Annotated in this window: 30 protein-coding genes; 24 read left to right on the top strand and 6 right to left on the bottom strand. The window is 51.2% G+C overall.

Annotated features, from left to right (window positions below; translation table 11 throughout):
- The first annotated feature begins 6 nt into the window (after positions 1-6).
- Genes LA04_RS08290 through LA04_RS08280 form a run of 3 tightly spaced genes read left to right on the top strand, consistent with a single transcriptional unit; the run spans position 7 to position 2905 of the window.
- Positions 7-1020, top strand: a complete 1014-nt coding sequence (locus LA04_RS08290) for an ABC transporter ATP-binding protein (protein WP_023312095.1) — start codon at positions 7-9, stop codon at positions 1018-1020.
- Complete coding sequence (gene oppF, locus LA04_RS08285) at positions 1017-2021, top strand: murein tripeptide/oligopeptide ABC transporter ATP-binding protein OppF (protein ID WP_023312094.1); 1005 nt, start codon at positions 1017-1019, stop codon at positions 2019-2021. Before LA04_RS08290 ends, oppF begins: the two co-directional genes overlap by 4 nt.
- A 14-nt stretch (positions 2022-2035) precedes the next feature.
- Positions 2036-2905, top strand: coding sequence for an ion transporter (locus LA04_RS08280; protein WP_047651155.1), 870 nt, complete (start codon positions 2036-2038; stop codon positions 2903-2905).
- A gap of 31 nt (positions 2906-2936) precedes the next feature.
- Here the strand turns inward: LA04_RS08280 and LA04_RS08275 are convergent, their stop codons facing one another.
- Positions 2937-3266 (bottom strand): HI1450 family dsDNA-mimic protein, encoded by a 330-nt coding sequence (locus LA04_RS08275; protein WP_006810881.1) that lies wholly within the window; start codon positions 3264-3266, stop codon positions 2937-2939.
- 33 nt (positions 3267-3299) lie between these two features.
- Positions 3300-4760 carry a cardiolipin synthase gene (cls, locus tag LA04_RS08270; protein ID WP_028013424.1) on the bottom strand — a complete coding sequence of 487 codons (1461 nt, stop codon included), beginning with the start codon at positions 4758-4760 and terminating at the stop codon, positions 3300-3302.
- Between the two features lie 158 nt (positions 4761-4918).
- Here cls and LA04_RS24350 point away from each other — a divergent pair, with 158 nt between their 5' ends.
- Positions 4919-5092, top strand: a complete 174-nt coding sequence (locus LA04_RS24350; RefSeq protein ID WP_086379783.1) for a YciY family protein — start codon at positions 4919-4921, stop codon at positions 5090-5092.
- A gap of 108 nt (positions 5093-5200) precedes the next feature.
- Positions 5201-5836 (top strand): leucine efflux protein LeuE, encoded by a 636-nt coding sequence (leuE, locus tag LA04_RS08265; RefSeq protein WP_023312092.1) that lies wholly within the window; start codon positions 5201-5203, stop codon positions 5834-5836.
- A gap of 110 nt (positions 5837-5946) precedes the next feature.
- Here the strand turns inward: leuE and LA04_RS08260 are convergent, their stop codons facing one another.
- Positions 5947-6957, bottom strand: a complete 1011-nt coding sequence (locus tag LA04_RS08260; RefSeq protein WP_047651154.1) for a phage integrase — start codon at positions 6955-6957, stop codon at positions 5947-5949.
- Positions 6958-7053: 96 nt separating this feature from the next.
- The gene (locus LA04_RS08255) at positions 7054-7350 is read right to left on the bottom strand and encodes a helix-turn-helix domain-containing protein (protein ID WP_032658822.1); all 297 of its coding nucleotides are present in this window, start codon (positions 7348-7350) and stop codon (positions 7054-7056) included.
- Positions 7351-7485: 135 nt separating this feature from the next.
- Here LA04_RS08255 and LA04_RS08250 point away from each other — a divergent pair, with 135 nt between their 5' ends.
- The 8 genes from LA04_RS08250 to LA04_RS08215 all read left to right on the top strand — a co-directional run bounded on the left by LA04_RS08250 (position 7486) and on the right by LA04_RS08215 (position 14914).
- Positions 7486-7761, top strand: a complete 276-nt coding sequence (locus tag LA04_RS08250; protein WP_032658818.1) for a regulatory phage cox family protein — start codon at positions 7486-7488, stop codon at positions 7759-7761.
- A 166-nt stretch (positions 7762-7927) separates the two neighbouring features.
- Positions 7928-8428: a hypothetical protein gene (locus LA04_RS08245; RefSeq protein ID WP_047651153.1), complete on the top strand. Its 501-nt coding sequence runs from the start codon at positions 7928-7930 to the stop codon at positions 8426-8428.
- Between the two features lie 66 nt (positions 8429-8494).
- On the top strand, positions 8495-8704 hold the full coding sequence (locus LA04_RS08240) for a DUF2732 family protein (protein WP_047651152.1): 210 nt from the start codon (positions 8495-8497) through the stop codon (positions 8702-8704).
- A 31-nt stretch (positions 8705-8735) separates the two neighbouring features.
- Entirely contained in the window at positions 8736-8999 is a 264-nt protein-coding gene (locus LA04_RS08235) for a DUF5405 family protein (protein ID WP_045630572.1), read from the top strand.
- Between the two features lies 1 nt (position 9000).
- Positions 9001-11136, top strand: coding sequence for a replication endonuclease (locus LA04_RS08230; RefSeq protein ID WP_235211324.1), 2136 nt, complete (start codon positions 9001-9003; stop codon positions 11134-11136).
- 358 nt (positions 11137-11494) lie between these two features.
- Positions 11495-12403, top strand: a complete 909-nt coding sequence (locus tag LA04_RS08225; RefSeq protein WP_047651151.1) for a hypothetical protein — start codon at positions 11495-11497, stop codon at positions 12401-12403.
- 11 nt (positions 12404-12414) lie between these two features.
- Positions 12415-12882, top strand: a complete 468-nt coding sequence (locus tag LA04_RS08220) for a hypothetical protein (RefSeq protein ID WP_052119536.1) — start codon at positions 12415-12417, stop codon at positions 12880-12882.
- Between the two features lies 1 nt (position 12883).
- Positions 12884-14914: an AAA family ATPase gene (locus tag LA04_RS08215; RefSeq protein WP_047651150.1), complete on the top strand. Its 2031-nt coding sequence runs from the start codon at positions 12884-12886 to the stop codon at positions 14912-14914.
- Positions 14915-15216: 302 nt separating this feature from the next.
- Here LA04_RS08215 and LA04_RS08210 read toward each other — a convergent pair whose 3' ends face one another.
- Together LA04_RS08210 and LA04_RS08205 are read right to left on the bottom strand one after the other, a co-directional pair.
- Positions 15217-16242: a phage portal protein gene (locus LA04_RS08210; protein WP_047651149.1), complete on the bottom strand. Its 1026-nt coding sequence runs from the start codon at positions 16240-16242 to the stop codon at positions 15217-15219.
- Position 16243: 1 nt separating this feature from the next.
- Complete coding sequence (locus LA04_RS08205) at positions 16244-18013, bottom strand: terminase ATPase subunit family protein (protein ID WP_047651148.1); 1770 nt, start codon at positions 18011-18013, stop codon at positions 16244-16246.
- 166 nt (positions 18014-18179) lie between these two features.
- Here LA04_RS08205 and LA04_RS08200 point away from each other — a divergent pair, with 166 nt between their 5' ends.
- From LA04_RS08200 to LA04_RS08150, 11 genes are all read left to right on the top strand, one after another.
- Positions 18180-19034, top strand: a complete 855-nt coding sequence (locus LA04_RS08200) for a GPO family capsid scaffolding protein (protein WP_047651147.1) — start codon at positions 18180-18182, stop codon at positions 19032-19034.
- Between the two features lie 55 nt (positions 19035-19089).
- Entirely contained in the window at positions 19090-20157 is a 1068-nt protein-coding gene (locus tag LA04_RS08195; RefSeq protein WP_047651146.1) for a phage major capsid protein, P2 family, read from the top strand.
- A gap of 3 nt (positions 20158-20160) precedes the next feature.
- Positions 20161-20916, top strand: coding sequence for a phage terminase small subunit (locus LA04_RS08190; RefSeq protein WP_047651145.1), 756 nt, complete (start codon positions 20161-20163; stop codon positions 20914-20916).
- A gap of 99 nt (positions 20917-21015) precedes the next feature.
- Positions 21016-21522 carry a head completion/stabilization protein gene (locus LA04_RS08185; protein ID WP_052119535.1) on the top strand — a complete coding sequence of 169 codons (507 nt, stop codon included), beginning with the start codon at positions 21016-21018 and terminating at the stop codon, positions 21520-21522.
- Positions 21522-21725 (top strand): tail protein X, encoded by a 204-nt coding sequence (locus LA04_RS08180; protein WP_047651144.1) that lies wholly within the window; start codon positions 21522-21524, stop codon positions 21723-21725. The genes LA04_RS08185 and LA04_RS08180 overlap by 1 nt, the downstream gene beginning before the upstream one ends.
- Positions 21716-21937 (top strand): hypothetical protein, encoded by a 222-nt coding sequence (locus tag LA04_RS08175; RefSeq protein ID WP_001354073.1) that lies wholly within the window; start codon positions 21716-21718, stop codon positions 21935-21937. The genes LA04_RS08180 and LA04_RS08175 overlap by 10 nt, the downstream gene beginning before the upstream one ends.
- A complete protein-coding gene (locus tag LA04_RS08170; protein ID WP_047651143.1) occupies positions 21921-22427 on the top strand; it encodes a lysozyme in 507 nt (168 codons plus the stop codon). The genes LA04_RS08175 and LA04_RS08170 overlap by 17 nt, the downstream gene beginning before the upstream one ends.
- Positions 22427-22852, top strand: coding sequence for an Rz-like lysis system protein LysB (lysB, locus tag LA04_RS08165; protein ID WP_047651142.1), 426 nt, complete (start codon positions 22427-22429; stop codon positions 22850-22852). Before LA04_RS08170 ends, lysB begins: the two co-directional genes overlap by 1 nt.
- Positions 22740-22985, top strand: a complete 246-nt coding sequence (gene lysC, locus LA04_RS24965; RefSeq protein ID WP_074173243.1) for an Rz1-like lysis system protein LysC — start codon at positions 22740-22742, stop codon at positions 22983-22985. Before lysB ends, lysC begins: the two co-directional genes overlap by 113 nt.
- On the top strand, positions 22948-23415 hold the full coding sequence (locus LA04_RS08155; RefSeq protein ID WP_047651141.1) for a phage tail protein: 468 nt from the start codon (positions 22948-22950) through the stop codon (positions 23413-23415). The genes lysC and LA04_RS08155 overlap by 38 nt, the downstream gene beginning before the upstream one ends.
- Positions 23408-23860, top strand: a complete 453-nt coding sequence (locus LA04_RS08150; protein WP_047651140.1) for a phage virion morphogenesis protein — start codon at positions 23408-23410, stop codon at positions 23858-23860. Before LA04_RS08155 ends, LA04_RS08150 begins: the two co-directional genes overlap by 8 nt.
- The last annotated feature ends 58 nt before the right edge of the window (positions 23861-23918 follow it).

Below are 23918 nucleotides of genomic sequence, written 5' to 3'. Positions count from 1 at the left end.
GCCGTCATGACAATTATTGAAACGGCCACTGCGCCACAGGCGCAACAGCAGAATAATCTTCTGCTGGATGTGAAAGACCTCCGCGTGACCTTTAAAACGCCGGACGGGGATGTTACCGCCGTCAACGATCTCAACTTCAACCTGCGCGCGGGTGAAACGCTGGGGATCGTAGGGGAATCCGGTTCCGGAAAATCCCAGACCGCCTTTGCGCTGATGGGCCTGCTGGCCGCAAACGGCGTTATTGGCGGTTCCGCGAAATTCAACGGTCGTGAAATCCTTAACCTGCCGGAACACGAGCTGAACAAGCTGCGCGCTGAGCAGATTTCGATGATTTTCCAGGATCCGATGACCTCGCTGAACCCGTATATGCGCGTAGGCGAGCAGCTGATGGAAGTCCTGATGCTGCACAAAGGCCTGGGCAAAGCGGAGGCCTTTGAAGAGTCGGTCAAAATGCTCGATGCGGTGAAAATGCCGGAAGCGCGTAAGCGTATGCGCATGTTCCCGCACGAATTTTCTGGCGGTATGCGTCAGCGCGTGATGATTGCGATGGCGCTGCTGTGCCGGCCAAAGCTGCTGATTGCCGATGAACCTACCACCGCGCTGGACGTTACCGTTCAGGCGCAAATCATGACCCTGTTGAACGAGCTGAAGCGCGAGTTCAACACGGCGATTATCATGATTACTCACGACCTGGGCGTGGTGGCCGGCATCTGCGACAAAGTGCTGGTGATGTACGCCGGTCGTACCATGGAATACGGCAAAGCGCGCGATGTCTTCTATCAGCCTGCGCACCCGTACTCGATTGGTCTGTTGAATGCGGTGCCGCGTTTGGATGCGGAAGGGGAATCCCTGCTCACCATTCCGGGCAACCCGCCAAACCTGCTGCGTCTGCCGAAAGGCTGTCCGTTCCAGCCGCGCTGCCCGCACGCGATGGAAATCTGCAACAGCGCTCCGCCGCTGGAAGAGTTTGCACCAGGCCGTCTGCGCGCCTGCTTTAAGCCGCAGGAGGAGCTGGTATGAACGCATTAGATGAAAAACGCAACGTGCTGCTCGAAATTGCTGACCTTAAGGTGCATTTCGATATTAAAGACGGCAAACAGTGGTTCTGGCAGCCGCCGAAGACCCTGAAAGCGGTGGATGGCGTCACGCTGCGCCTGTACGAAGGGGAAACCCTGGGCGTGGTGGGTGAATCCGGCTGCGGGAAATCGACCTTTGCGCGAGCCATTATCGGCCTGGTCAAAGCCACCGACGGTAAAGTGGCCTGGCTGGGTAAAGATCTGCTGGGCATGAAGCCCGACGAGTGGCGCGAGGTGCGCAGCGATATCCAGATGATTTTCCAGGATCCGCTGGCATCATTAAACCCGCGTATGACCATCGGCGAGATTATTGCCGAGCCGCTGCGGACCTATCATCCAAAGATGTCTCGTCAGGAAGTGCGCGATCGCGTGAAGGCGATGATGATGAAAGTCGGCCTGTTGCCAAACCTCATCAACCGCTATCCGCATGAGTTCTCCGGCGGTCAGTGCCAGCGTATTGGTATTGCCCGTGCGCTGATCCTCGAACCGAAGCTGATTATCTGCGATGAGCCGGTTTCCGCGCTGGACGTGTCCATTCAGGCGCAGGTGGTTAACCTGCTGCAGAAGCTGCAGCGCGAAATGGGGCTGTCGCTGATCTTTATCGCGCATGACCTGGCCGTGGTGAAACACATTTCTGACCGCGTGCTGGTGATGTATCTGGGGCATGCCGTGGAGCTGGGCACCTATGACGAGGTATACCATAATCCATTGCACCCATACACCAGAGCGCTGATGTCCGCGGTGCCGATCCCCGATCCGGATCTGGAAAAGAATAAAACCATCCAGCTTCTGGAAGGGGAATTACCCTCACCCATTAACCCACCGTCAGGCTGCGTCTTCCGCACGCGCTGCCCAATGGCCGGGCCGGAATGTGCAAAAACGCGACCGGTTCTCGAAGGCAGTTTCCGACATGCGGTTTCCTGCCTGAAAGTAGACCCGTTATAATCGCAAGGGCTGACATGATGTCAGCCCTTATTTTTTGCGAGGTTACTGTGTCGCGTTTATTCACGTCAGCCCGTCGGCGGCTATATCATTTTTTATTCGATCCTGAAACGGTATCCGGACGACGCTTCGAAGGTCTGTGCGGTTTATTTGCGCTCCTCAGCGTGGTTGTCATCTTTATTGAATCGGGTGCCGGGACGCAATACCACCTGACCTTTGACGAATGGCATATCTTTGTCTGGCTTGAGCTGGCGATTACCCTGGTTTTTACCGCTGAATATCTCCTCCGGGTAATAGCCTGGCCCAACCCGGCCCGATATGTTTTCAGCTTCTGGGGATTTATTGATTTAGCCACCATTCTGCCGCTCTACGTCATGTGGCTGTGGCCGGAGATCAGCCTGAGCTATGTCTTTGCCTGGCGAGCGATGCGCGTTATTCGCGTCTTACGTATTCTGAAATTACTGCGCTTTATGCCGTCATTGCGCGTGTTCTGGAGCGCAATCGTCAGCGCCCGGCATCAGCTTATTTTGTTCTACTCCTTTATTGCCATCGTCATGATTGTTTTTGGCGCGCTGATGTATTTAATAGAAGGGCCCAAATATGGCTTTACGACGCTCAATGCGTCCGTCTACTGGGCCATTGTGACCGTCACGACCGTGGGTTACGGTGATATCACGCCCCATACGCCACTGGGCCGCATCGTGGCATCTGTGTTGATTTTGATTGGCTATTCGGTCATTGCGATCCCGACGGGACTTATTACCACACACATGAGCAGCGCCTTTCAGAGCCGCAAGCAGCAGCGCAAGTGTCCTCATTGCCAGCAGGGCGAACATGAACACGACGCGCGGTTTTGTCACCGCTGCGGCAGTAAATTACCGGAGTAAATAAAAAAGGCTGCAATCGCAGCCTTTTTTATTATTCGCGCCAGAGAATATGGCACAGCTTGTGGTCTTTCTCTCGACAGAGCAGAACGCGCGCGAAAATATCGTTAATTTCGCCGCCGTCTTCATCGGCCAGCCCAATCACCACTTCGGCAAAGAAGTCCGGATTCAGGTCGAAATCCACATGCTCAGCCCAGTCTTCTGAAGGGTCGAACAATTCGGCGCCGCCGCGCTCTTCGAACTGCAGATTGAAGAGGATCACGTCTGCGGGATCGAGGTTATCAACCGCCAGTTCGAGAAAAATGTCATAGGCCTGCTCGAGCGTTTCGTCTTCGGTCAGGCGATTGTTCAGATCCATTTCCATGATGACTACCTGTTTAACATCGTTGGGCACGTTTTACAGCAACGGACTAAAGAAGTAAAACAGTCGTTCGGCAATTCTCTGCCACAGCGGACGTTTTACCCACAGTCTGGCATCCAGCAGCCGCGAGCGGGAGATATAATCATCCTGCACCGCCGCAAGGTCGCCGCCAAAGCCGGCATCATCAATGACCAGCGTGATTTCAAAGTTTAGCCAGAGGCTGCGCATGTCCAGGTTGACCGTGCCCACCAGGCTCAGCTCACCGTCGACAAGAACGCTCTTGGTGTGGAGCAATCCGCCTTCAAACTGGTAAATTTTTACGCCTGCGGCCAGCAGTTCGCTGAAGAATGCCCGGCTGGCCCAGCCCACCAGTAGGGAGTCATTTTTGCGTGGCAAAATGATGCTGACATCGACACCGCGCTGCGCGGCGGTACAAATCGCGTGCAGGAGGTCGTCGCTGGGGACAAAGTAGGGCGTCGTCATGATCAGATATTCACGCGCCGAGTAGGTTGCCGTCAGCAGCGCCTGATGAATTAAGTCCTCCGGGAAGCCCGGCCCTGAAGCAATGGTATGAATGGTGTGACCGCTGGCCTCTTCAAACGGCATAATATTGCCGTCCGGCGGTGGCGGCAGGATACGCTTGCCGGTTTCAATCTCCCAGTCGCAGGAATAAACGATGCCCATCGAGGTGGCAATCGGACCTTCCATTCGCGCCATCAAATCCACCCATTGACCTACGCCCGAGTCCTGCTTGAAGAAGCGTGGATCAACCATATTCATACTGCCGGTGTAGGCAATATAGTTATCGATCATGACCATTTTGCGATGCTGGCGGAGATCCATCCGGCGCAGAAACACGCGCAGGAGATTCACCTTCAGCGCTTCAACCACTTCGATCCCGGCATTACGCATCATGCCGGCCCACGGGCTACGGAAAAATGCCACGCTACCCGCGGAGTCGAGCATCAGGCGGCAGTGAATGCCGCGCCGCGCGGCGGCCATCAGCGACTCAGCGACCTGGTCAGCCATCCCGCCGGGCTGCCAGATATAAAAAACCATCTCGATATTATGGCGAGCCAGCTGAATATCGCGGATTAACGCCTGCATGACGTCGTCGGACGAGGTCAGCAGCTGCAGTTGATTGCCCTTAACGCCTCCAATCCCCTGGCGGCGCTCGCACAGCTTAAACAGTGAGGAGGCGACGCTGCTGTTCTCCTCGGCAAATATATGTTTGCAGGCTTTGAGGTCGTTCAGCCACTTCGCGGTGGAGGGCCACATGGCACGGGCGCGCTCGGCGCGGCGTTTACCCAGATGAAGCTCACCGAAAGAGAGATAGGCAATAATTCCCACCAGCGGGAGGATATAAATGATCAGAAGCCAGGCCATGGCAGAGGGTACGGCTCTGCGCTTCATCAGGATGCGTAATGTCACACCCGCGATTAACAGCCAGTATCCCAGAATGACCAGCCAACTCACCACGGTGTAGAAGGTTGTCATAGGTAAAAAAATCCTTTTGAAAGCGTATTGTTATGAGTGTACGCATCAGGATTCATCTGGCAAATAAAAACGCCAGGTAAAAGCGCTGGTTTGCTGCCGGGTTGGGTTTATAATGGCCTTTCTTTTAGAGAAAAAGTGTTAGAGAAAGAGTTGTAGACATGAAGCGCAGTAGAACAGAAGTAGGGCGCTGGCGCATGTTGCGACAGGTGAGTCGTCGCAAGGCTCGTTGGCTGGAAGCACAATCCCGCCGCAATATGCGTATTCACGCCATCAGAAAATGTGGATTGACCCGGCATCGCAATGCGTTGCTGTTCGCAGTCCAGGATATCTGAATCCATGAGGGCACCGTAACCGGTGCCCGCTGATTTTATAGCGTCTGATTTTTAGGAGTAGCGTATTTGCAGCGCTATTCCTGCTGTATTGAGCAAAAGGAGGGAGAAGTGTTTGCGGAGTTTGGCGTACTGAATTTCTGGACGTATGTTGTCGGCGCGTTTTTTATCGTGCTGGTGCCAGGGCCGAATACCCTGTTTGTGCTAAAAACCGGGATCGGTCACGGCGTTAAAAAAGGATATCTTGCCGCCACAGGCGTATTTATCGGCGATGCGGTGCTGATGTTTCTGGCCTGGGCGGGCGTCGCGGCATTAATCCAGACCACGCCGGTACTGTTTAATATCGTGCGCTATCTCGGGGCTTTCTATCTGCTCTGGCTGGGCGGCAAAATGCTCTGGTCAGTGGTGAACCGCCAGAAAAACGCGCATGAGAGCGGCCCTGAACCGGCCAGTATGATCATGAAACGTTCGCTGGTGTTAAGCCTGACCAATCCCAAAGCGATTCTGTTCTACGTATCGTTCTTCGTTCAGTTCATTGACGTGAATGCGCAGAGCACCGGCACCTCTTTCCTGATCCTCGCGACGACGCTGGAGTTGATAAGCTTCATGTATATGAGCTTCCTGATCTTCTCAGGCGCGTTTGTCACGCGTTATCTGAAAACGAAAAAGAAACTGGCAAAGCTGGGGAACGGGCTGATAGGGCTGCTTTTTGTCGGGTTTGCTGCGAGGTTGGCATCGCTACATTGATGGTTTGAAAGGCTCCTGAGGGAGCCTTTTTAATGTCTGGCGTAGCTGGAAAGCCGCGCCAGACAAGGCTTCACGTTTTACTACTAGCAGTCAAAAGCCATAAAAAGCGGCTAGGGTGTGGACACATTGTGGACACTCTGACCACCATTAGCACCCTTCAACGGATTAAGCGAAATCGCGTCCTGCAGGTACTGAGGAGCGAAGTGCGCATAGACCATTGTCTGCGCAATTTTCGTATGACCTAAGATCCTCTGCAGTGTGATGATATTGCCCCCGTTAATCATAAAGTGCGTGGCGAAAGAGTGTCGTAGAGCATGTGTTGCTTGCCCCGCCGGTAAGTCGGGCTTAACTTCTTTGAGGATTCGCCTGAATTCAGCATAACTGGCCTCAGGAAACAGAAAGCCTCGTGCTTTGCCGACTACGTAAGCCGCAACGTCATCAGAGATCGGGACCGTGCGCGGTGTGTTGGTTTTCGTCTTAACGAAAGACACCCGGTTATGAATCACATTCTCCGCCTTCAATCGCGCAGCTTCTCCCCATCTTGCCCCGGTACTCAAACACAAAACCGCAATTTTACGATTATCACCTGAGAGCGCAGCAAGTAAGGCGTCAATTTCCTCAAGAGTGAGATAGCCCGTTTCGGCTGTCTGCTCTTTCAGTTTTTTGAATCCCCTGAATGGATGTTCACCGTTATACAGTTCTGACTCAATCAGGGTTGTGAACATCCCACCTAGCGTGATCAGGTCGCGGTTGATGGTAGTTGGCTTAATACCTTCACCCCGGCGTTGAGCACAATATTGCGTTATCAGGCTCTTGGTGATCTGGAAAGCGCACGGATTTCCGGTCATCGTTTCGAAACGCTCAATTTTCCTGAGATACGATTGACCGTGCTCCTCATGTTTACCTTTCAGCTTCCACCATAACTCTTTCAGTTCCGACAATTGGCGTTTGTCCGTTGGTTTTGAAAGCCATTCCTTTGAGTGATGGTTATATTGAGTATGCTTTTCAAAAGCCATCGCCTCGCTTTTCTTGTCGAACTTCCGACGGATGCGTTTTCCGTTACGCCCAGTCGGTCTAATGTCCACTTCATATCGACCATCATCGAGCTTTTTAACAGACATAAAGCCTCCCGATGATGTTACTGCGTACTTCAATTTCCTGATTTAAATAGCAAAAACTAACTGTGCATTTACTGCACAAATAAGCGCCATAAATAGTTAGCCAGTTTTCTGGTCTGAGTGGGATGACGTTGTTGTCTGCTGCCCAAAGTGCGCGAGAGCCGGTGCAATCTGCCCAGCTTCAGGTGATATCGTCTCTGTCATGAACCACATAGTGTATTTTTTGAACTGAGGATGATTCAAAATCTTCATCACCGCTTGTATGCCCATATCTTTTACACCCTTCTCGTAACTCGAAAGAGAGCTGTATGGAACGCCTGTTAAGTCACTGAATTCTTTCCTATTCATACGTTCTGACTCACGCATGATCGCTAGCTTTTCATTTACGGGTATCATCGTAATTAACACTCCACTATTGATAGAAAAACGATAACGGAGTAATCTTTAATTCGTTATCGCAAACCAATGGCTCCAATATGGCAATTAATAGCCATTAGGAGCAATTAAAACACTAACGAGGAATACTCACAAATGAATAGGGTCATTGATAGTGTGAGCGACGCCGTTCCATATCAGGAATTCGCGCGCCTTATTGGTAAAACACCTGCAGCCGTTAAAGGCATGATTGAAAAGGGCAAGCTTCCTGTTGTCGAGATGACTGATCCGCAGTCAACGAGTGGGCGCGCAGGGGAATATTGGGTTTATCTGCCTGCATGGAACAAGGGTATGAAGATGGCATATGACAGCCGCCCGAAGGAAATTCGTGATGGTTGGCTGATGTGGCTCGGATTAGGAGAGCCAGTATGAATAGTGAACCTCGCTGTATTGCACAGTTGCTTCGAAGAGAAAGTCCTAATTCTATCAACTTCACTATCACTCATGGTCGTGGACGTAAGGGCATCATCATCCGAACCCGAAAGCCGGGGGTTATCGAGAAGCTTCGTCGGCTGGTCAAAAAGAGAGGACTGTGGTTATGACGGTAATGACACTGGACGTGATCCAGAAACAACCAACAGCGCTTCGCGGTCTGGTCTGCAAGTATTTGGCTCAGCCTCGCTGGCAGGATACCTGTGATTTTTACAATCAGATGATGGAGCGGGAGCGTCTTACGGTTTGTTTCCACGCTCAATTAAAACAGCGTCACTCGGTCATGCGCTTAGAGGAAATGACCGAAGCAGACCGTGAGCGTCTTGTTTGTGCGCTTGATGAATTGAGAAATGCATTTGCCCGTCCCCGCCAAATTGGCTCGTCAAAAGCAACTTTCATCAGTCGCCTGACCGTTAGCCAAAGGCGCTCATTGTTTCTTCATGCGGGACTGACAGAACAGGAATTTATGATGCCGCACTGGCGTTTAAATGAAGAGGACTGTTATTGGCGTGACAAACTTTTCCGCGCTTTGCGAGAACTGTTTAGCCTTTTTGAGTACGCACCAACAATTTTAACCTCGGTAAAACCTGAGCAGTATTTACATTAATTAATCTGGATTCGTTTTATTACGCGCCTTACAGCGTGGGGACTCCTTTTGTCTGGAGATAGGCAAATGCAAACACAAAACATAGTACCAGATGGCATGTTTTCAGCTCTCCTGGGGCAGGCAGTAAACGAAGCACAGCGCGACCTCGCGACACGTTTCTCTTCTCGATTTGACGGGCTTATCGCGCATATCAGCAAGTCTGAGCTCAATCGTACCGAGATTATCGAGTTATTAGGCCAAGAGTCGGCAAATCTGCACAACTCAATTTTCGATTGAGCGGGCTAACCACTTTTAAAAGGAAGCCAGAATGAGCATACGCATCGAGATTAATAACCAATACGTCATCACCAGTGACCGTTATCAATTCATTTTGCAGGAGAAGAAGACCGCAACATCCGGGAAGAACAAAGGCAAGGATTGGCTGGACGCTGTGGGTTACTACCCAACTATCCCTAAGCTTATCTCAGGCCTGATATTGCATGATCTTTTGACCAGCGATCTTATTGGCTTCTCAGCTTTGGAAGCTCGAATTGAACGCCTGGGGAAGCAATGTCTGGACGCCTTTAAATAGTATGTCCATCGAATCTCGGGGGCGTATTGCCCCCTCGCCACCACCACCATTTTTGAAGGGCACCAGTGATTCATTCGTTGGTGCTTATCCCTGGAATAACGTCAACAAAGAGGCCATTGGCCGCGACAGACCCCTTACACGTGCCGAACTCCGTCAGGTGCAAGGTGTTTTAAACCGTATTGACCGTTTGCCGTTTTTCCTGCAAACGCTGTTTACATCGCGTTATAACTTCATCCGCCGTAAAAAGAGCCCTTTGGGTGGGCTGTATTTCCTTAAAAACACGTTTGAGCGCAAGCTGCTGCCGCGTCTTGAGCGTGTTAATCAGCTGTGCGGGATGAATGAATCCGCCTCGATTGGGTTTCTGTCCGAGCGCGACCAGTATGCGCGCTTACCAGATATGAATGACAAAGAGCTCAGGAAGTTTGCGGCCAGAATTGCCTCGCAGCTCTGGAGCAAATACGAGGAGTTAAGCGACGCATGGGCGGAGGCTCACGGCGGGAAAGAGACACTTTTCACCGATGAAGCTCAGTCGCACCTATACGGGCAAGTGGCCGGTATTGCTCGCGCATTTAACATCACCCCGATGTACTGGAAAAAATTCCGTAAGGGTCAGATGACGATCCGCATGGCATTTTCCGCTATTTCACGGCTTATTAAAGACGAGTGGTGGGACAACCAGCTCAAGGCTCAGCGGATGCGCTGGCGCGAGGCGTTGCTCATCGCAGCAGGTGAGGTCAACAAAGACCGTTCACCTTACGCAAGCAAAATGGCGATCCGCGATGTTCACGCGCGCCGCCTAGCTAACCTCGAATACCTGAAATCCTGCGAACTGGAAAACAAAATCACTGGCGAACGTATTGACCTCATAAGCAAGGTCATGGGGAGTATTTCGAACCCTGAAATACGTCGTATGGAGCTGATGAATACTATCGCCGGGATTGAACGCTACGCGACCAGCGTTGGTGACGTGGGGATGTTTATCACGCTGACCACGCCATCGAAGTATCACCCGACCCGTCAGGTTGGCAAAGGTGAAAGCAAAACGGTGCAGCTCAATCACGGCTGGAACGAAACAGCATTCACACCCAAAGACGGCCAGCGCTATCTATGCCGAATCTGGAGCCTGATGCGTACAGCTTTCAAAGATAACGATTTAGATGTTTACGGGATGCGCGTTGTCGAACCGCACCACGACGGCACGCCACACTGGCACATGATGCTTTTTTGCAAACCCGGTCAGCGTAAAGCCATTAACGAAATTATGCGTCGTTATGCCCTCAAAGAGGACGGACACGAAAAGGGCGCGTCAAAACAGCGCTTTGAGTCACGCCATCTTAATCAGGGCGGAGCGGCGGGTTATATCGCTAAATACATTGCAAAAAATATCGACGGTTACGCGCTCGACGGCCAGCTCGATCACGACACCGGCAAGCCTCTGAAAGATACGGCCGCAGCCGTCACCGCATGGGCGTCTACATGGCGCATCCCGCAGTTTAAACCGATTGGTCTCCCGACGATGGGCGCTTACCGCGAATTGCGCAAGCTGCCGCGCGGGGTGAGTATTGCCAGCGAGTTTGACGACAGGGTTGAAGCCGCGCGAGCTGCTGCAGATGAAGGGGACTTTGAGCGGTACATCATCGCGCAGGGTGGGGCAAACATGCCGCGTGATGCTCAGGCCGTAAGGGTTGCCCGTAAGGTGACGGATGAGGTCAACGACTATGAGGAAGATATCGAGAGGATTGTCGGGATTTATGCCCCTCACCTCGGGGCTCACCGTGTCCATGTAACCCGTACAGCCGAATGGCGAATCGTGCCAAAGGTTTTGGCCGTTGAGCCTTTGACCTTAAAAAGCGGCTCTGCCGCGCCTCGGAGTCCTGTCAATAACTGTGGAAAGATGAAAGTCGGGGATGACCCAGTTATGACGCCTACGCCGTCTGAGCATGCCGCAGCGGTGTTAAATCTGGTTGATAGAGGCGTTATAGGATGGGATGACCCCGAGGTCGTGACGGTACTTAGAGATGGATTGAAGTACTTATGTTATGAAAAGGGCGGAGCAAAGGAGTTGAGCATGACGAAATCTGTTCTGGTGACTCGACCATCCAAGGTGAAGAAAATCAATGGGGGTAGTGTGGTTTAATTAGATATGAAGTGAGCCGTAAATACATCATTTCTAATTATTTAAAGTAATTTGTTCTACAATTGCAAATTAATCCATTTTGAATAGTTTATACATGAAATTGAATGAGTTCTATTGCTTGTGTCGAATGGTTAAAAATGATGTTTAGTAGGGTTCTGAGTTAAGTGTAAGGAAAACATAGGGTTAATGCGATATATATAAAAATATTGCAGAAATGGCTAGGAAAAGCAACTGTGTGCATGTACAGTTGTTTTGTGGTTGATATAGTTACTTTCAATGCTGTAAATGTGAGCGTTTGGGTTTACTGTCTATAGAACAAGGGGTTATACTCTGAAAAAGTAATTTCTATGGACTAGGAATGTTTACTGATCCGAACAGCGACCCGAAAGTATGGGAGCAATATTTTAAGAGCATTATCCGTTTACACTATAAGCCAGCTAATTGCTGCGATTTGCCTGATTCGCAAAATGGTGATTTCGGCATTGAGTGTTACACCCTATCAGGGCATGTTTTTCAATGCTACTTACCCGAGCAATCAAGCGATATCGAAAAACTTGTTAAAGCACAGCGAAAAAAAATAAATAATGACATTTCAAAATTCACAACTAAATACAAAGCTGATCTTGAACTGTTGTTCGGCGATACAAAAATTAGTAGATGGATTTTGGCAACACCTTATAGTAAATCTGCAAAGCTTACGCAATATTGCACTCAAAAATCGTTACGAGTAAGAGAACTCAAATTACCGTATGTTGCAGATGACTTCCAGATTTTGGTGCAAACAGATAGTGACTATGTTACTGAGAGGGCACTTCTTAGGAGAACAAACTATCAGTTAAATCTAGATCTTAGTAATGCTACTGTTGATAATGCTGTAGCATTTATTAATGAGAATGTTGATTTTTTGGATAAATTGAATTTGAAACTTCCAAAAATTAACCCTTCGGAATCAGTACAGGACTCTTACAGGCATTTCATAATACAAAAATATCTTGATTATCAAAATCTTATAGATGAATTAAAGCAGAATTGGGTTGATATTTATGAAGTTGTATATAAATGCATTCAGCAAAGAGAAACTAACTTAGTTGGACTTTCTATGCTTACTTCCTCAAGTGCACAACCTGCCGAGAAGATGCTGAAGCAAATGGAAGTTCTTAAAGCAAATATCGAAAAGGAAATACCTACGCTCAAAGAATCAGATTTAGAAAAAATAAATTGGGGCGTAATAGCGGATTGGCTAATTAGGTGTCCTTTAGATTTTTAACAAGGTGAAAAATGAATATTAAAATAGAAGATATCATTGGACGGCCCTTCACATTTACCCGGAGGCCTGAACATCTTCCATGTGAAATGAGACCTATGTGGCGTTCTAGCCTTGTTTTAATAATATTCTCACTTATCGCTGCGAGAACGGGTTCATGCACTTTGAAAAAACTTCATGTTGTCAATTGGTTGTTAAAGTCAGAAAAAAACATCACTGATTTTGCATTTTGGGTTTTGAATAAAGATAGTGTTAAGCCTGAAGTCAGAATGGATCCGACTTTGGATAGGGCAATTGAACTTTTACTGGCCGATGGTTTTCTCACTCGCGAAAATGACAAGATGAAATTGACAGATAAAGGTAATATTTGTGCTGTCAATTTACTCGCATTAGATGTCTTTAAAAAGGAACGTATTGTCTTAGGAAAACATAAAAAAGGTTTGACAGAGACTAATATAACCAAAATATTTCAGGTGGGATGATATGTCTTTTGAAATAATTTCTCTTAAAATAACAGTCAATACCATCGATGGATTATATGGTATTGATATTCCTTTCTCAAATGGACTTTTTCTTTTACGTGTTGAAAACTCACATGGTAAATCAACATGTATGAATGCGATTGCTTATGCTCTTGGAATGGAAAAAGCTTTAGGATTAGGTGGTGCAAAGATACCATTCCCCCCATCTTTAACTAGAGTACTTACTAATAAGGATGGTAAAGAAGTTAGTGTAATTAAATCATATGTTGAATTGACAATAAAAAATAATAAAAATACTGTTGCGAAACTAAAGAGAAATATAGCGGGTTTTGAGACTGACAATCTCATAACTATTAATGAGGTTAGCTCTGGCGGCGATCAAAGCACTGGTTCATATTTTTTACATCTTGAAGGGGATGCTAAAAGAGAGCGAGGCTTTTATTTTTGGTTTTCTAAGTTCCTTGATTGGAATCTACCACAGGTTCCAAATCATAATGGTAAAGACACCCCCTTATATCCGTCGGTTCTTTTCCCTGCATGGTTTGTTGAACAGAAAAAAGGTTGGTCATCTATCCTTGCTACAATACCAACTCAATTTGGCATAAAGGAATCAAAGAAAAGGGCTTTAGAATTCTTACTTTCCTTAGATGTAAATGACAATATTTTGGAACGTAGCGCTATAAAAAATGATATAGAAGCTATTGGTTTTCAATGGAAGCTTGTAAGGCATAATGCCGAGATTGTTGCAGCGAAAGTTTCTGCGATTGTTTCAGGGATTCCTGAACAACCCGAAGTAAAGTTTGATACTTATAAAATGGATCTGATTTTAAAGGAAAAAGATACCATTATCGCAGCGATTGACTACCGGGCTAAACTCGAAAGCCAGTTAAAAAGTCTTAATAATGAGTATGTTAGCCCTGTTGATGATGAAAGACTTCAGAAAGAGGTTGTACGTATTATTAGTTCTAAATTGGATGAAATTAATTCATTAGAGCTCGATTTGCAAAAAATAAGTGATCACAAGAGCTATATATCACATCAGATTAATTCTACAACGGACAGGTTGAATAATCTTTTAGATGATAAAAGAAAATATGAAGATCTTAAAAAGATAGCTTCCTCAACAGTTTTTGATAATACTCATTTGAACAGTAATGAGTGCCCAACTTGTGGCGCTCATTATAGTGATAACTTGTTAGACCTTTCACCGCAAGATAATCTCATGACTTATGAAAGCAGTTTGAATTTCATCAAAGATCAGATTAAAGCTTTTGAGTTTGTTTTGGAAGATAGCAAGAATCAACTTAAATTTAAAACTACTGAGCAGATAAAAACACAAGAGGCAATCGCTGCCCTAAAAGTTGATATTAATAGGTTAAAGAAAAGAGATGATTCATCGCTTGCTTTACAAGAAGATATTTTGAGAAGAAAGATTAATTTAGAAAATTCAATTGAAAATATAACTAATGCCTATGCTGCATTAGCTGAAATAAAGCTTGAATTAAATACATTGCACTCAAAATACATCAAGCTTGTTTCTAAAAGAAAAGCATTGCCGCAGAGCGTACTCTCAAATAAAGATGTTGAGAAGTTGAATTCACTTAAGTTAGGAATGGTAAATAGACTTAATAAATATAACTTTACCAGCTTTGATGCAAGTCTTATTAGTATCTCAGAAGATACATATCTCCCTACTAGAGAGGGGTATGATATAGGTTTTGATACTTCGGCTAGTGACGGAATACGAATTATCTGGGGGTATTTATTGAGCTTGTTCTCTGTTGGTAGAGCATATTCTACAAATCATCCTGGGCTGGTTATATTTGATGAGCCACGTCAGCAAGAGGCAAATAAGGTGAGTTTTGCAGAGTTATTGAGAGATGCAGCGAGATCTGCATCAAATGGTGGACAAATAATTTTTGCGACATCAGAGGAAGAAAGTGTGCTTGTTGATGCATTGAAAGGACACAACTACAAGATAGTATCTTTCGATAAAAATGACGGCAAGCTGATTCGTAAACTGGATGCATAAATATGCTGCATTTTTTTGCATGTAATCCTGAATAATTTAACAAGTATGCTCTGCCAGCCCTGAAGCTGGCTAGAGCACATAATGCACCTGCATTAAAAGCGACTCTTTAAGCGCGCAGGCGAGGCGGGGATAGCACTGCGCGCCAGACGTGGTGACAAGATTTATTTTGCGCGTCTGTGCGCGCCGTGGCGGCGCGCTGAGCGATGAGGTCGAATCGTAGGCGGTGGCGGGGTTGCGTCGCGTGTGCGGCGGCTAGCTTGCTCTGAGGATGTGCCGCCCGCAGGCGGCATTTTGGGCGGGGCTTAGTCGGTCTCTATGGTGTAATCCTTAAAGCGGATCACCTCCATCCCGAGCCAGTCGTTTATCTCTTTGAAACGCTCCTGCAGCGGTGTCAGCTCGTTACGCACAAATACCCGAGCCACCTTCTCAATATCCCCCATCGAGCCGATATTTTCAGGCTTGCCGCCCATGAGCTGGAACGGCACGCGGTGCGCATCGAGCAGGTCAGCGGAGCTTACCTTCTTGATGTTAAAAAAATCATCCTTCGTGGCGACTTCACTCAACGGCACGATCTTAATACCATCCGGTTTCCCGTTCGGGGCGTAGAAAAACAGGTTTTTGAAATTTCCGAGCCCTTTCGAGTCGCGCATCGCGGAGCGCAGCGCCTCAACGTCGGTGCTGCTCTGCGCCGCGTCGGTCACGTACATGATGTAACCCGCGTGCGCGCCGTTCTGGTAATACTTGCGACGAAACAGCGTGGCGGATTCATTCAGCCAGGCGGAATTGAGCGCGCTCAGGTATTCCGGCATCCCGTAGAGCTCCTGATTGATATCGGGCTCAAGCAAATGGCACACCGAACCGGGTGCGAACTGGTGCGGGTGCGTATAGTCCGACACGTACCAGTAAACGCCATCCTCTACACCACGGCGGGTGTATTTGGCCGGGGAGGTTTCCAGTTTAAAGAGCTGGCCGGTCACGCTCATGCGCTTTTCGAGATAGCCGTTGGCGAAGACCAGATAATCAAGCACAAGGCGGCTGAAGTCCTGACGCGACAGCAACGGGTGCGGGATAAAGGTGCTGGTCAGAATGTTGCGCTTTACGTAAATCGGGGAGCTGTGGTGCACGGCGGCACGCAGGCTTTTTGCCAGTCCCGAAAAGTTGACCGGCGGCTCGTACCATTTGCCGTTATTGATGCATTCGACATAGTCGAGAATGTCGCGGCGATCCAGAACGGGGGAGGGCTCACCAAAGGTGAACGCCTCCATTTTCTGCGACGTGCTGGCCGTCATGCTGGTCTGTTTTGGCTGTTTCTTTTGGCGCTTTTTCATCTTAGTTAATATCCAGAATTGAGCTTGATTGCATACCGCTACCGGCGGAAAGCGGCTCGTTTAACAGCGCGTGCATGGTTGCCCACGCGATATCCGCGTGGCTGGCCTCTTCACTGCGGCTGGCTTCGTAGGTGGCGCTGCGGCCGCTGCTGGTCATGGTTTTGCGGATAGCCATAAATGACTGCGTGATGTCGGTTGCCCCGGCGTCGTATTCCAGACACCCGCGGCGAATGGTGTCTTTTGCTTTCAGCACCATTGCGGTTTTCATTTCCGGCGTGTAGCGGATGGCGCGCGCCGCCGGGAAGAATGAGCGCACGAGCTGGTAAACACCCTGGCCGATGCCGGTCGCATCGATGCCGATGTAATCGACTGTATATTTCTCGGTCAGCGCCCGGATGGCCTCGGCCTGCGCGGCAAAGTCCATGCCTTTCCACTGGTGACGCTCAAGGATGCGGAACTTGCCACCGGCAACCAACGGCGGAGCCAGTACCGCACAACCTGCGCTGTCGCCGGTGTGTGACGGGTCGTAGCCAATCCAGACCGGTCGCCAGTTAAACGGACGTTCGGCGAACGGCTCGAAGTCCTCCCATTCTTCCATCGCATCGACCATGCAGCGCTGCAGCTCCTCAAACGGGAATACCGACGCCTTGTCGTCGACGAACTCGCACATAAACAGGTTACGGAAGTCATCCGCGCTGTTTTCCTGCTTAAGCTGGTCGAGGTTAAACAGGGTGCAGCCACCGGCGAGCGCGTCCTCAATGGTAACAATCTGCCGCCACTGGCCGTCACCGCACAGCACGCCACCTGCGAGCGCCTGATGACTGATATCGATGTCGACACGTTCGTCGCGGTTACTGCGGCCACGGTTAAACAGCTCGCCTGACCAGAACGGGTACGCGCCGTGCGCCAGCGTCGACGGCGTCGAAAAATAGGTGGTGCGCAGGTGCGACTGCGAGGCCATGCCCGAGGCGACTTTGCGCAGCTTCTGGAAATTTGGGATCCAGAAAATTTCATCGACGTACAAATCCCCGTTGTGACTCTGCGCGGTGTTGGAATTGGTCCCGAGAAAAATCAGCTCAGCGCCATTGTTACCGATGACGATCGGGTCGCCTGACAGGTCGACGTCAACCAGACGGGCAAAGGCGATGATGTACTTACGGAACACGTAAGCCTGCGTTTTACTGGCCGACAAAAATATCTGGTTTTGCCCGGTCTTAAGCGCGCGCAGGAGTGACTCACGCGCAAAGTAGAACGTCGCGCCAATCTGGCGGGATTTCAGGATGTGGCGGATGCGGTGCTCTAATCCCGCTTTATGCCAGCGGAGCTGATAGTCAAACGATTGGTCGAAGAAAATCTCTTCCAGCTTTTCAATCGCTTCATCACTGAAGAAATTGCGTTTCGGCTTTTTGCGATCCCCTTTGTTACGGCTGGCGATATTGGGGTTTAAATCCACCTCGTTTCCGGTCTGGCCGTAGCGGTTAATGCGCGCGAGCCGCTCCATCTGGCGCGACAAAAAATCCGCGACTTTGAAGTCATGCGCGGTCAGGTCTGGCTTAGCGTAGAGCTGGATAAGCCGCGCCTCTAATGTTGATTCCACGCGGTTAATCGGCGCGGTTTCTTCCCATCCATCCCGCTGTTTCCAGCTCTGCACGGTCGGGCGCTTGAGCTGCAGCATGTTGCAGATTTGCGGCACGGCGAACCCCTGCCAGTACAACAGCCGCGCCTGTCGTCGCGGGTCATTTAACAGAGAAAGGTCAGTTGAAATGGTCATGGTTGCCTCGTTTTTGGTATGACGTGGCAAGGCTAAGGAAATAGGGGGTTATTCGCGCTAAGTGCCTGTTGTGTCAGATCTAATCAGATCGTAAGCGGTGGCTGATACGGGTCAGAGTCGGGAAACTAACCCCGACCCGAAAACCCAACTTCAGGACATCTGAACAATGGCAAAGAAAGTTTCTAAATGGTTTCGTATCGGCGTCGAGGGTGACACCTGCGATGGCCGCGTCATCAGCGGCGATGATATTCAGGATATGGCAGACACGTTCGACCCGCGCGTCTACGGCTGCCGCATTAACCTCGAACATATCCGGGGGTTGATGCCTGACAGCCAGTTTAAACGTTATGGCGATGTGACCGAGCTTAAGGCGGAGATTATCAGCGATGGCTCTGCGCTCGATGGCAAAAAAGCGCTGTTTGGCAAAATCGCCCCGCTAGACGAGCTGGTCAGCATGGTTAAGGCCGGGCAGAAGGTTTACACCTCCATGGAGATCCGCCCGAACTTTGCCAACAGCGGCAAATGTTACCTCGTTGGCCTTGCCGTCACCGATGACCCGGCAAGTCTCGGCACCGAATACCTCGAATTCTGCAGCCGCGCCGCGCAGAACCCGCTCGCCGGTAAAAAAGACCAGCCGGACGACGTTTTTTCTGTCGCCTCACTGGCTGAGCTGGAGTTTGAGGACGTTCCCGACACCATGCTCAACAGCCTTACCGATATGGTTAAGGCCATTTTCAGCCGGAAGCAGGTCAGCGATGACGCGCGTCTCGCGGATGTGCATGAGGCGGTGACCACCATCACCGAGCAGGTGCAAACCAATTTCAGCGCCACCGACCAGCGCATCACCGAGCTGGAGACCGCTTTTGCGCTGCTTAAGCAGAACGTGACCAGCAAAGCGGAAGAAAGCGCGCAGGCGTTTAACGCCCTCAAAAGCTCCCTCGATAACACCGAAAGCCAGAGCCAGCCGCGCCGCGAGCTTTCAAAAGGCGGTACAGGCGACGAGCTGCTGACCAACTGCTGATAACGCGCCGGGCGTGCTGCCCGGCCTGAACCCTTTTACCCGAACAGGAAAAACCATGCGTAAAGATACCCGTTTCAAATTTAATGCCTACCTGTCCCGCGTCGCGGAACTGAACGGTATTTCCACCGATGACGTGGCGAAGAAATTCACCGTCGAGCCATCGGTCACGCAAACCTTGATGACCACCCTGCAGATGTCATCCGCGTTTCTGACCAAAATCAACATCGTGCCGGTTGACGAGCTGAAAGGCGAAAAAGTCGGCGTCGGCGTTAACGGTACGATTGCGAGTACCGCCGACACCGCCGGTGATGATGAGCGTAAGACCGCTGACTTTACCGCGCTGGAGTCCAATAAATACGAGTGCGACCAGATTAACTTTGACTTCCATATCCGCTACAAACAGCTCGACCTGTGGGCGCGATTCCAGGACTTCCAGACCCGTATCCGTGACGCCATCATCAAACGTCAGTCCCTCGATTTCATCATGGCCGGTTTCAACGGCATCGAGCGCGCGGCGACGTCCGACCGCAAAAAGAATCCGATGCTGCAGGACGTGGCGATCGGCTGGCTGCAGAAGTACCGCAATGAAGCGCCAGCGCGCGTGATGTCAAAAATCACTGACGAAGAAGGTGCGGTGATTTCTGAAGTGATCCGAGTGGGTAAAAACGGCGACTATGCGAACCTCGATGCGCTGGTCATGGATGCCACCGGCAACCTGATTGACGAGATTTATCAGGATGACCCGGAGCTGGTTGTCATCACTGGCCGTAAGCTGATGGCGGATAAATATTTCCCGATCGTCAACAAAGAGCAGGCAAACACCGAGTCGCTGGCCGCTGACATCATCATCAGCCAGAAGCGAATCGGCAACCTGCCAGCCGTGCGCGTGCCTTACTTCCCGGCAGATGCGCTGATGGTGACGCGTCTCGACAACCTGTCTGTCTACTTCATGGATGACGCGCACCGTCGCAGCATCATCGAAAACCCGAAGAAAGACCGCATCGAAAACTACGAGTCAATGAATGTTGACTATGTGGTCGAGGCTTACGCCGCCGGTTGCCTGATTGAAAACATCAAGCTCGGTGACTTCACCGCACCTGCAGCACCGGAAAGCGGAGAGTAAGCCATGACGAGTCCCGCAGCGCGTCACATGATGCGGGTCTCGGCCTCTGAAACAGCGCAGCGGGCTGCCGTCCCGCTGCGCAACGCAACTGCCTATGAGCAGATGCTCGTTAAGCTGGCCGCAGACAACCGCACGCTAAAACAAATCAGCTCTAAAGAGCGCAAAGCCGCGAAAAAGCGCGAGCTGCTGCCGTTCTACCTGCCGTGGGTCGCAGGCGTCCTCGAAAACGGCAAAGGCGCACAGGATGACATTGTCATGACGGTGATGCTCTGGCGTCTCGATGCTGACGATATCGCCGGGGCGCTGGAAATCGCCCGTTACGCCATGACCTACGGCCTCACAATGCCGGTCGGTCGCCGTCCGACGCCGTGCCTGCTGGCCGAAGAGGTCGCGCTCGCAGCGCAGCGCCTGCTGGCGGCAAAGCAGCCGGTCAATCTGGCGAACCTGCTCGACACTATCGCGCTGACTGAACGCGCGGATATGCCCGATATCGTGCGTGCGAAGCTGCACAAAATCACCGGCTACGTGCTGCGTGATGTGGAGCAACTGCCCGAGGCGCTGGCGCACCTGCAGCGTGCGATCCAGTTAGAAAGCACTATCGGGGTGAAAAAGGATATCGAGCAGTTAGAGCGTCAGCTCAGACCAAAACCCGAACCGGCACCGAAAACCAAAACGACTAAACCGCGCACGCGCAAACCTGCCGCCAAACCGGCGGCACGGCGCGGGCGTCCACCAAAGGCGGCAAAAGCCGCAGGTTAACCGAGCGCTCCCCGAGCCGGGCGGCACGCCGGTCAATGCGGGTATCAATTGCCCTGACTGCGACCGGCGTCCACCGCCCACCCATTACCCGAGGTTGTCATGACGACGCTGATTATTGAGCCAAAAAAAGAGCCGCAGGATGTGCCGGGCGTGGTGATACCGCCACCGGGCGTGAGCGAGCCGGTAATCAAAAACACCCCGTTTTTTCCTGACGTTGATCCGAAGCGCGTGCGGGAAGAAATGCGACTGGAGCAGACCGTTTCCCCCGTGCGCCTGCGCCGGGCGATTAAGACCGCCATTGCGGAGACTAACGCGGAGCTGAGCGACTGGCGCGAAAGTCAGCTCGATGCCGGTTACGCCACGCTGGCGGATGTCCCGACCGACGAGCTCGACGGCGAGAGCGTGCGCGTTTTCCACTACTTCAACGCCGTGTGTTCGATGACGACGGCCACACTTTATGAACGTTTTCGCGGCGTGGATGCGACCGGCAAAGGGGATAAAAAAGCCGACAGCATCGACAGCACTATCGATGAAATGTGGCGGGATATGCGCTGGTCTGTGGCGCGCATCCAGGACAAAGCGCGCTGCATTGTGGGGCAAATCTGATGAAAGCGTATGCGCTGCAGGGCGACACCCTCGACGCAATTTGCGCCCGGTATTACGGGCGTACTGAGGGCGTGGTCGAAACCGTCTTAAAGGCTAATCCCGGCCTGTCCGAGCTCGGTGTGATCCTGCCACACGGCACGGCAGTAGAGCTGCCCGAGACCGAGAGCGCGGCCAGAACCGAAACGGTGAATCTATGGGACTGAGCATGGAAAAAATCACCACGTTTATCGCCTACTGGCTGGCCGTGGGGCTGGCGTATGTCGGGGCAATGTCCCCCGAAAAGATGGCGCTTTACGTGGGCGGCGGATGCGCCATTTTTACCGCGCTGACGAACTACTGGTTTAAGCGCAAAACGTACCTCTATCTGACATCGCTCGGACTCGATAAAGGGGCTATTCGTGAAATCAATCGTTAAAAAATGCAGTGTGGCCGCCGTGCTGGCGCTGGCAGCGCTGATGCCTGACTTTCGTCTGCTTAACACCTCGCCCGGGGGGCTGGCGCTGATTGCCGACCTCGAAGGTTGTCGCCTGACGCCTTACCAGTGCAGCGCGGGAGTGTGGACGTCAGGCATCGGCCACACTGCAGGCGTCGTGCCAAAAGGGGAAATCACCGAGCGACAGGCGGCGGCGAACCTCGTCGCGGATGTGCTGAACGTCGAGAAACGTCTGGCCGTATGTGCGCCGGTGAAAATGCCGCCGCACGTTTACGACGCGCTGGTCAGCTTTTCATTCAACGTGGGAACCGGCGCGGCCTGCCGGTCGACGCTGGTCTCGTTTATCAAACGCCAGCAATGGCCGCAGGCGTGCGACCAGCTCACCCGCTGGGTTTACGTGAATGGCGAAGTTAACAAAGGGCTGGAAAACCGCCGCGCGCGTGAGCGTGCCTACTGCCTCAGGGGGATTTAATGAAAGTGATGTTGTTTTTACTGGCCGCGCTGATGGCGGGTGTGCTCTGGCAGCGTCATGAAAACGGCAACCTGACGCGCTCGTTTGAACGGGCAAACAGGGTCGCCACGGAACAAAAAACTGCGATCGGAATGCTGAAAAATCAGCTTTCCGTTTCGCAGGGAATTGCCAGGCGAAATGAAACCGCGCAGGTCAGTTTACGCGGCGAACTGCTGGCCGCAGGTGCGATGGCCGTGCGGCGTGAAGAAACCATTACGAGGCTGATAAATGAGAATGAAACCTTACGCCGCTGGTATAGCGCTGAGCTGCCTGATGTTGTGCGTCGGCTGCACACCCGCGCCGCCTGTGCCTCCGCCGGTCATTGTTTACAGCGCCTGCCCGAAGGTGAGCTATTGCCCGATGCCGGGAAGCGACCCGGCCACTAATGGTGACCTGAGCGCCGATATTCGCAGGCTCGAGCACGCGCTCGCCGCCTGCGCGCTGCAGGTTGAAACCGTCAAAGACTGTCAGGATAAACTCGATGAAGAAAGCACGCAGCCTGCGCGAAGCGCTGATTAAAGCCGTTCCGCAGCTTGAAACAAACCCCGAAATGATGCGCATCTTTGCCGATGAGGGGAATATCGACGCGCGGCTCGCGGCCTCGCTGTCGCATGAGAAAATTTATACCCTGAATGTGATCGTGTGTGACTTTGTGGGCGACCCTGACCTGATTTTCGTGCCGGTGGCCGCATGGCTCAGGGAAAACCAGCCGGATATTTGCACGCTCGATGACGGCCGCAAAAAGGGCTACCGTTTCCAGATGGATTTGAACGACGGGGACAGCGTCGATATCAGTATCAGCCTGCAGCTCACCGAGCGCACCATCATCAAAGAGGAAAACGGCGCGCTGCACGTAAGCTATGCCTCTGAGCCGCCGCTGCCGGAGCCCGTCACCCGTCCAAAAGAGCTCTATCTTGATGGGGAGCTGGCGAGTAAATGGGATGAATGAATTTAAACCCTTTGATGACAGGCTCAATGGTCTGATTTCTGCCCTGTCACCGGCGGCGCGCCGGAAGTTGGCCGGGGAGATAGCAAAGGAGCTGCGCAAGTCGCAACAGCAACGTATCAAGCTGCAAAAAGCCCCGAACGGCTCACCCTATCAGGCGCGAAAGCGTCAGCCGCTCAGGGCTAAGACCGGGCGGATTAAACGGGCTATGTTCCAGAAGCTTCGAACAAGCCGCTACATGAAAGCCACTGGCCGTGAAAACAGCGCCGTGGTGGAGTTTACCGGCAAAGTGCAGCGTATCGCACGGATACATCATTACGGATTAAAAGACCGGCCAAACCCACACAGTCAAGATGTGCAATATTCGGAACGTCAACTGCTTGGTTTCTGTAATGATGATAAACAACTCGTTGATAAGCTCATCCTTAGGAGCTTGAGCTCGCTTTGAGGTGCTACTTACGATGGAGCGGATAAAAAAGATGGGTAAGTGGTGACTTTCATACAAA

Source organism: Enterobacter sp. UCD-UG_FMILLET (assembly GCF_000762975.1).
GTDB classification, from domain to species: Bacteria; Pseudomonadota; Gammaproteobacteria; order Enterobacterales; family Enterobacteriaceae; genus Enterobacter; species Enterobacter dykesii.
This window is presented reverse-complemented; position numbering and strand designations above follow the sequence as displayed.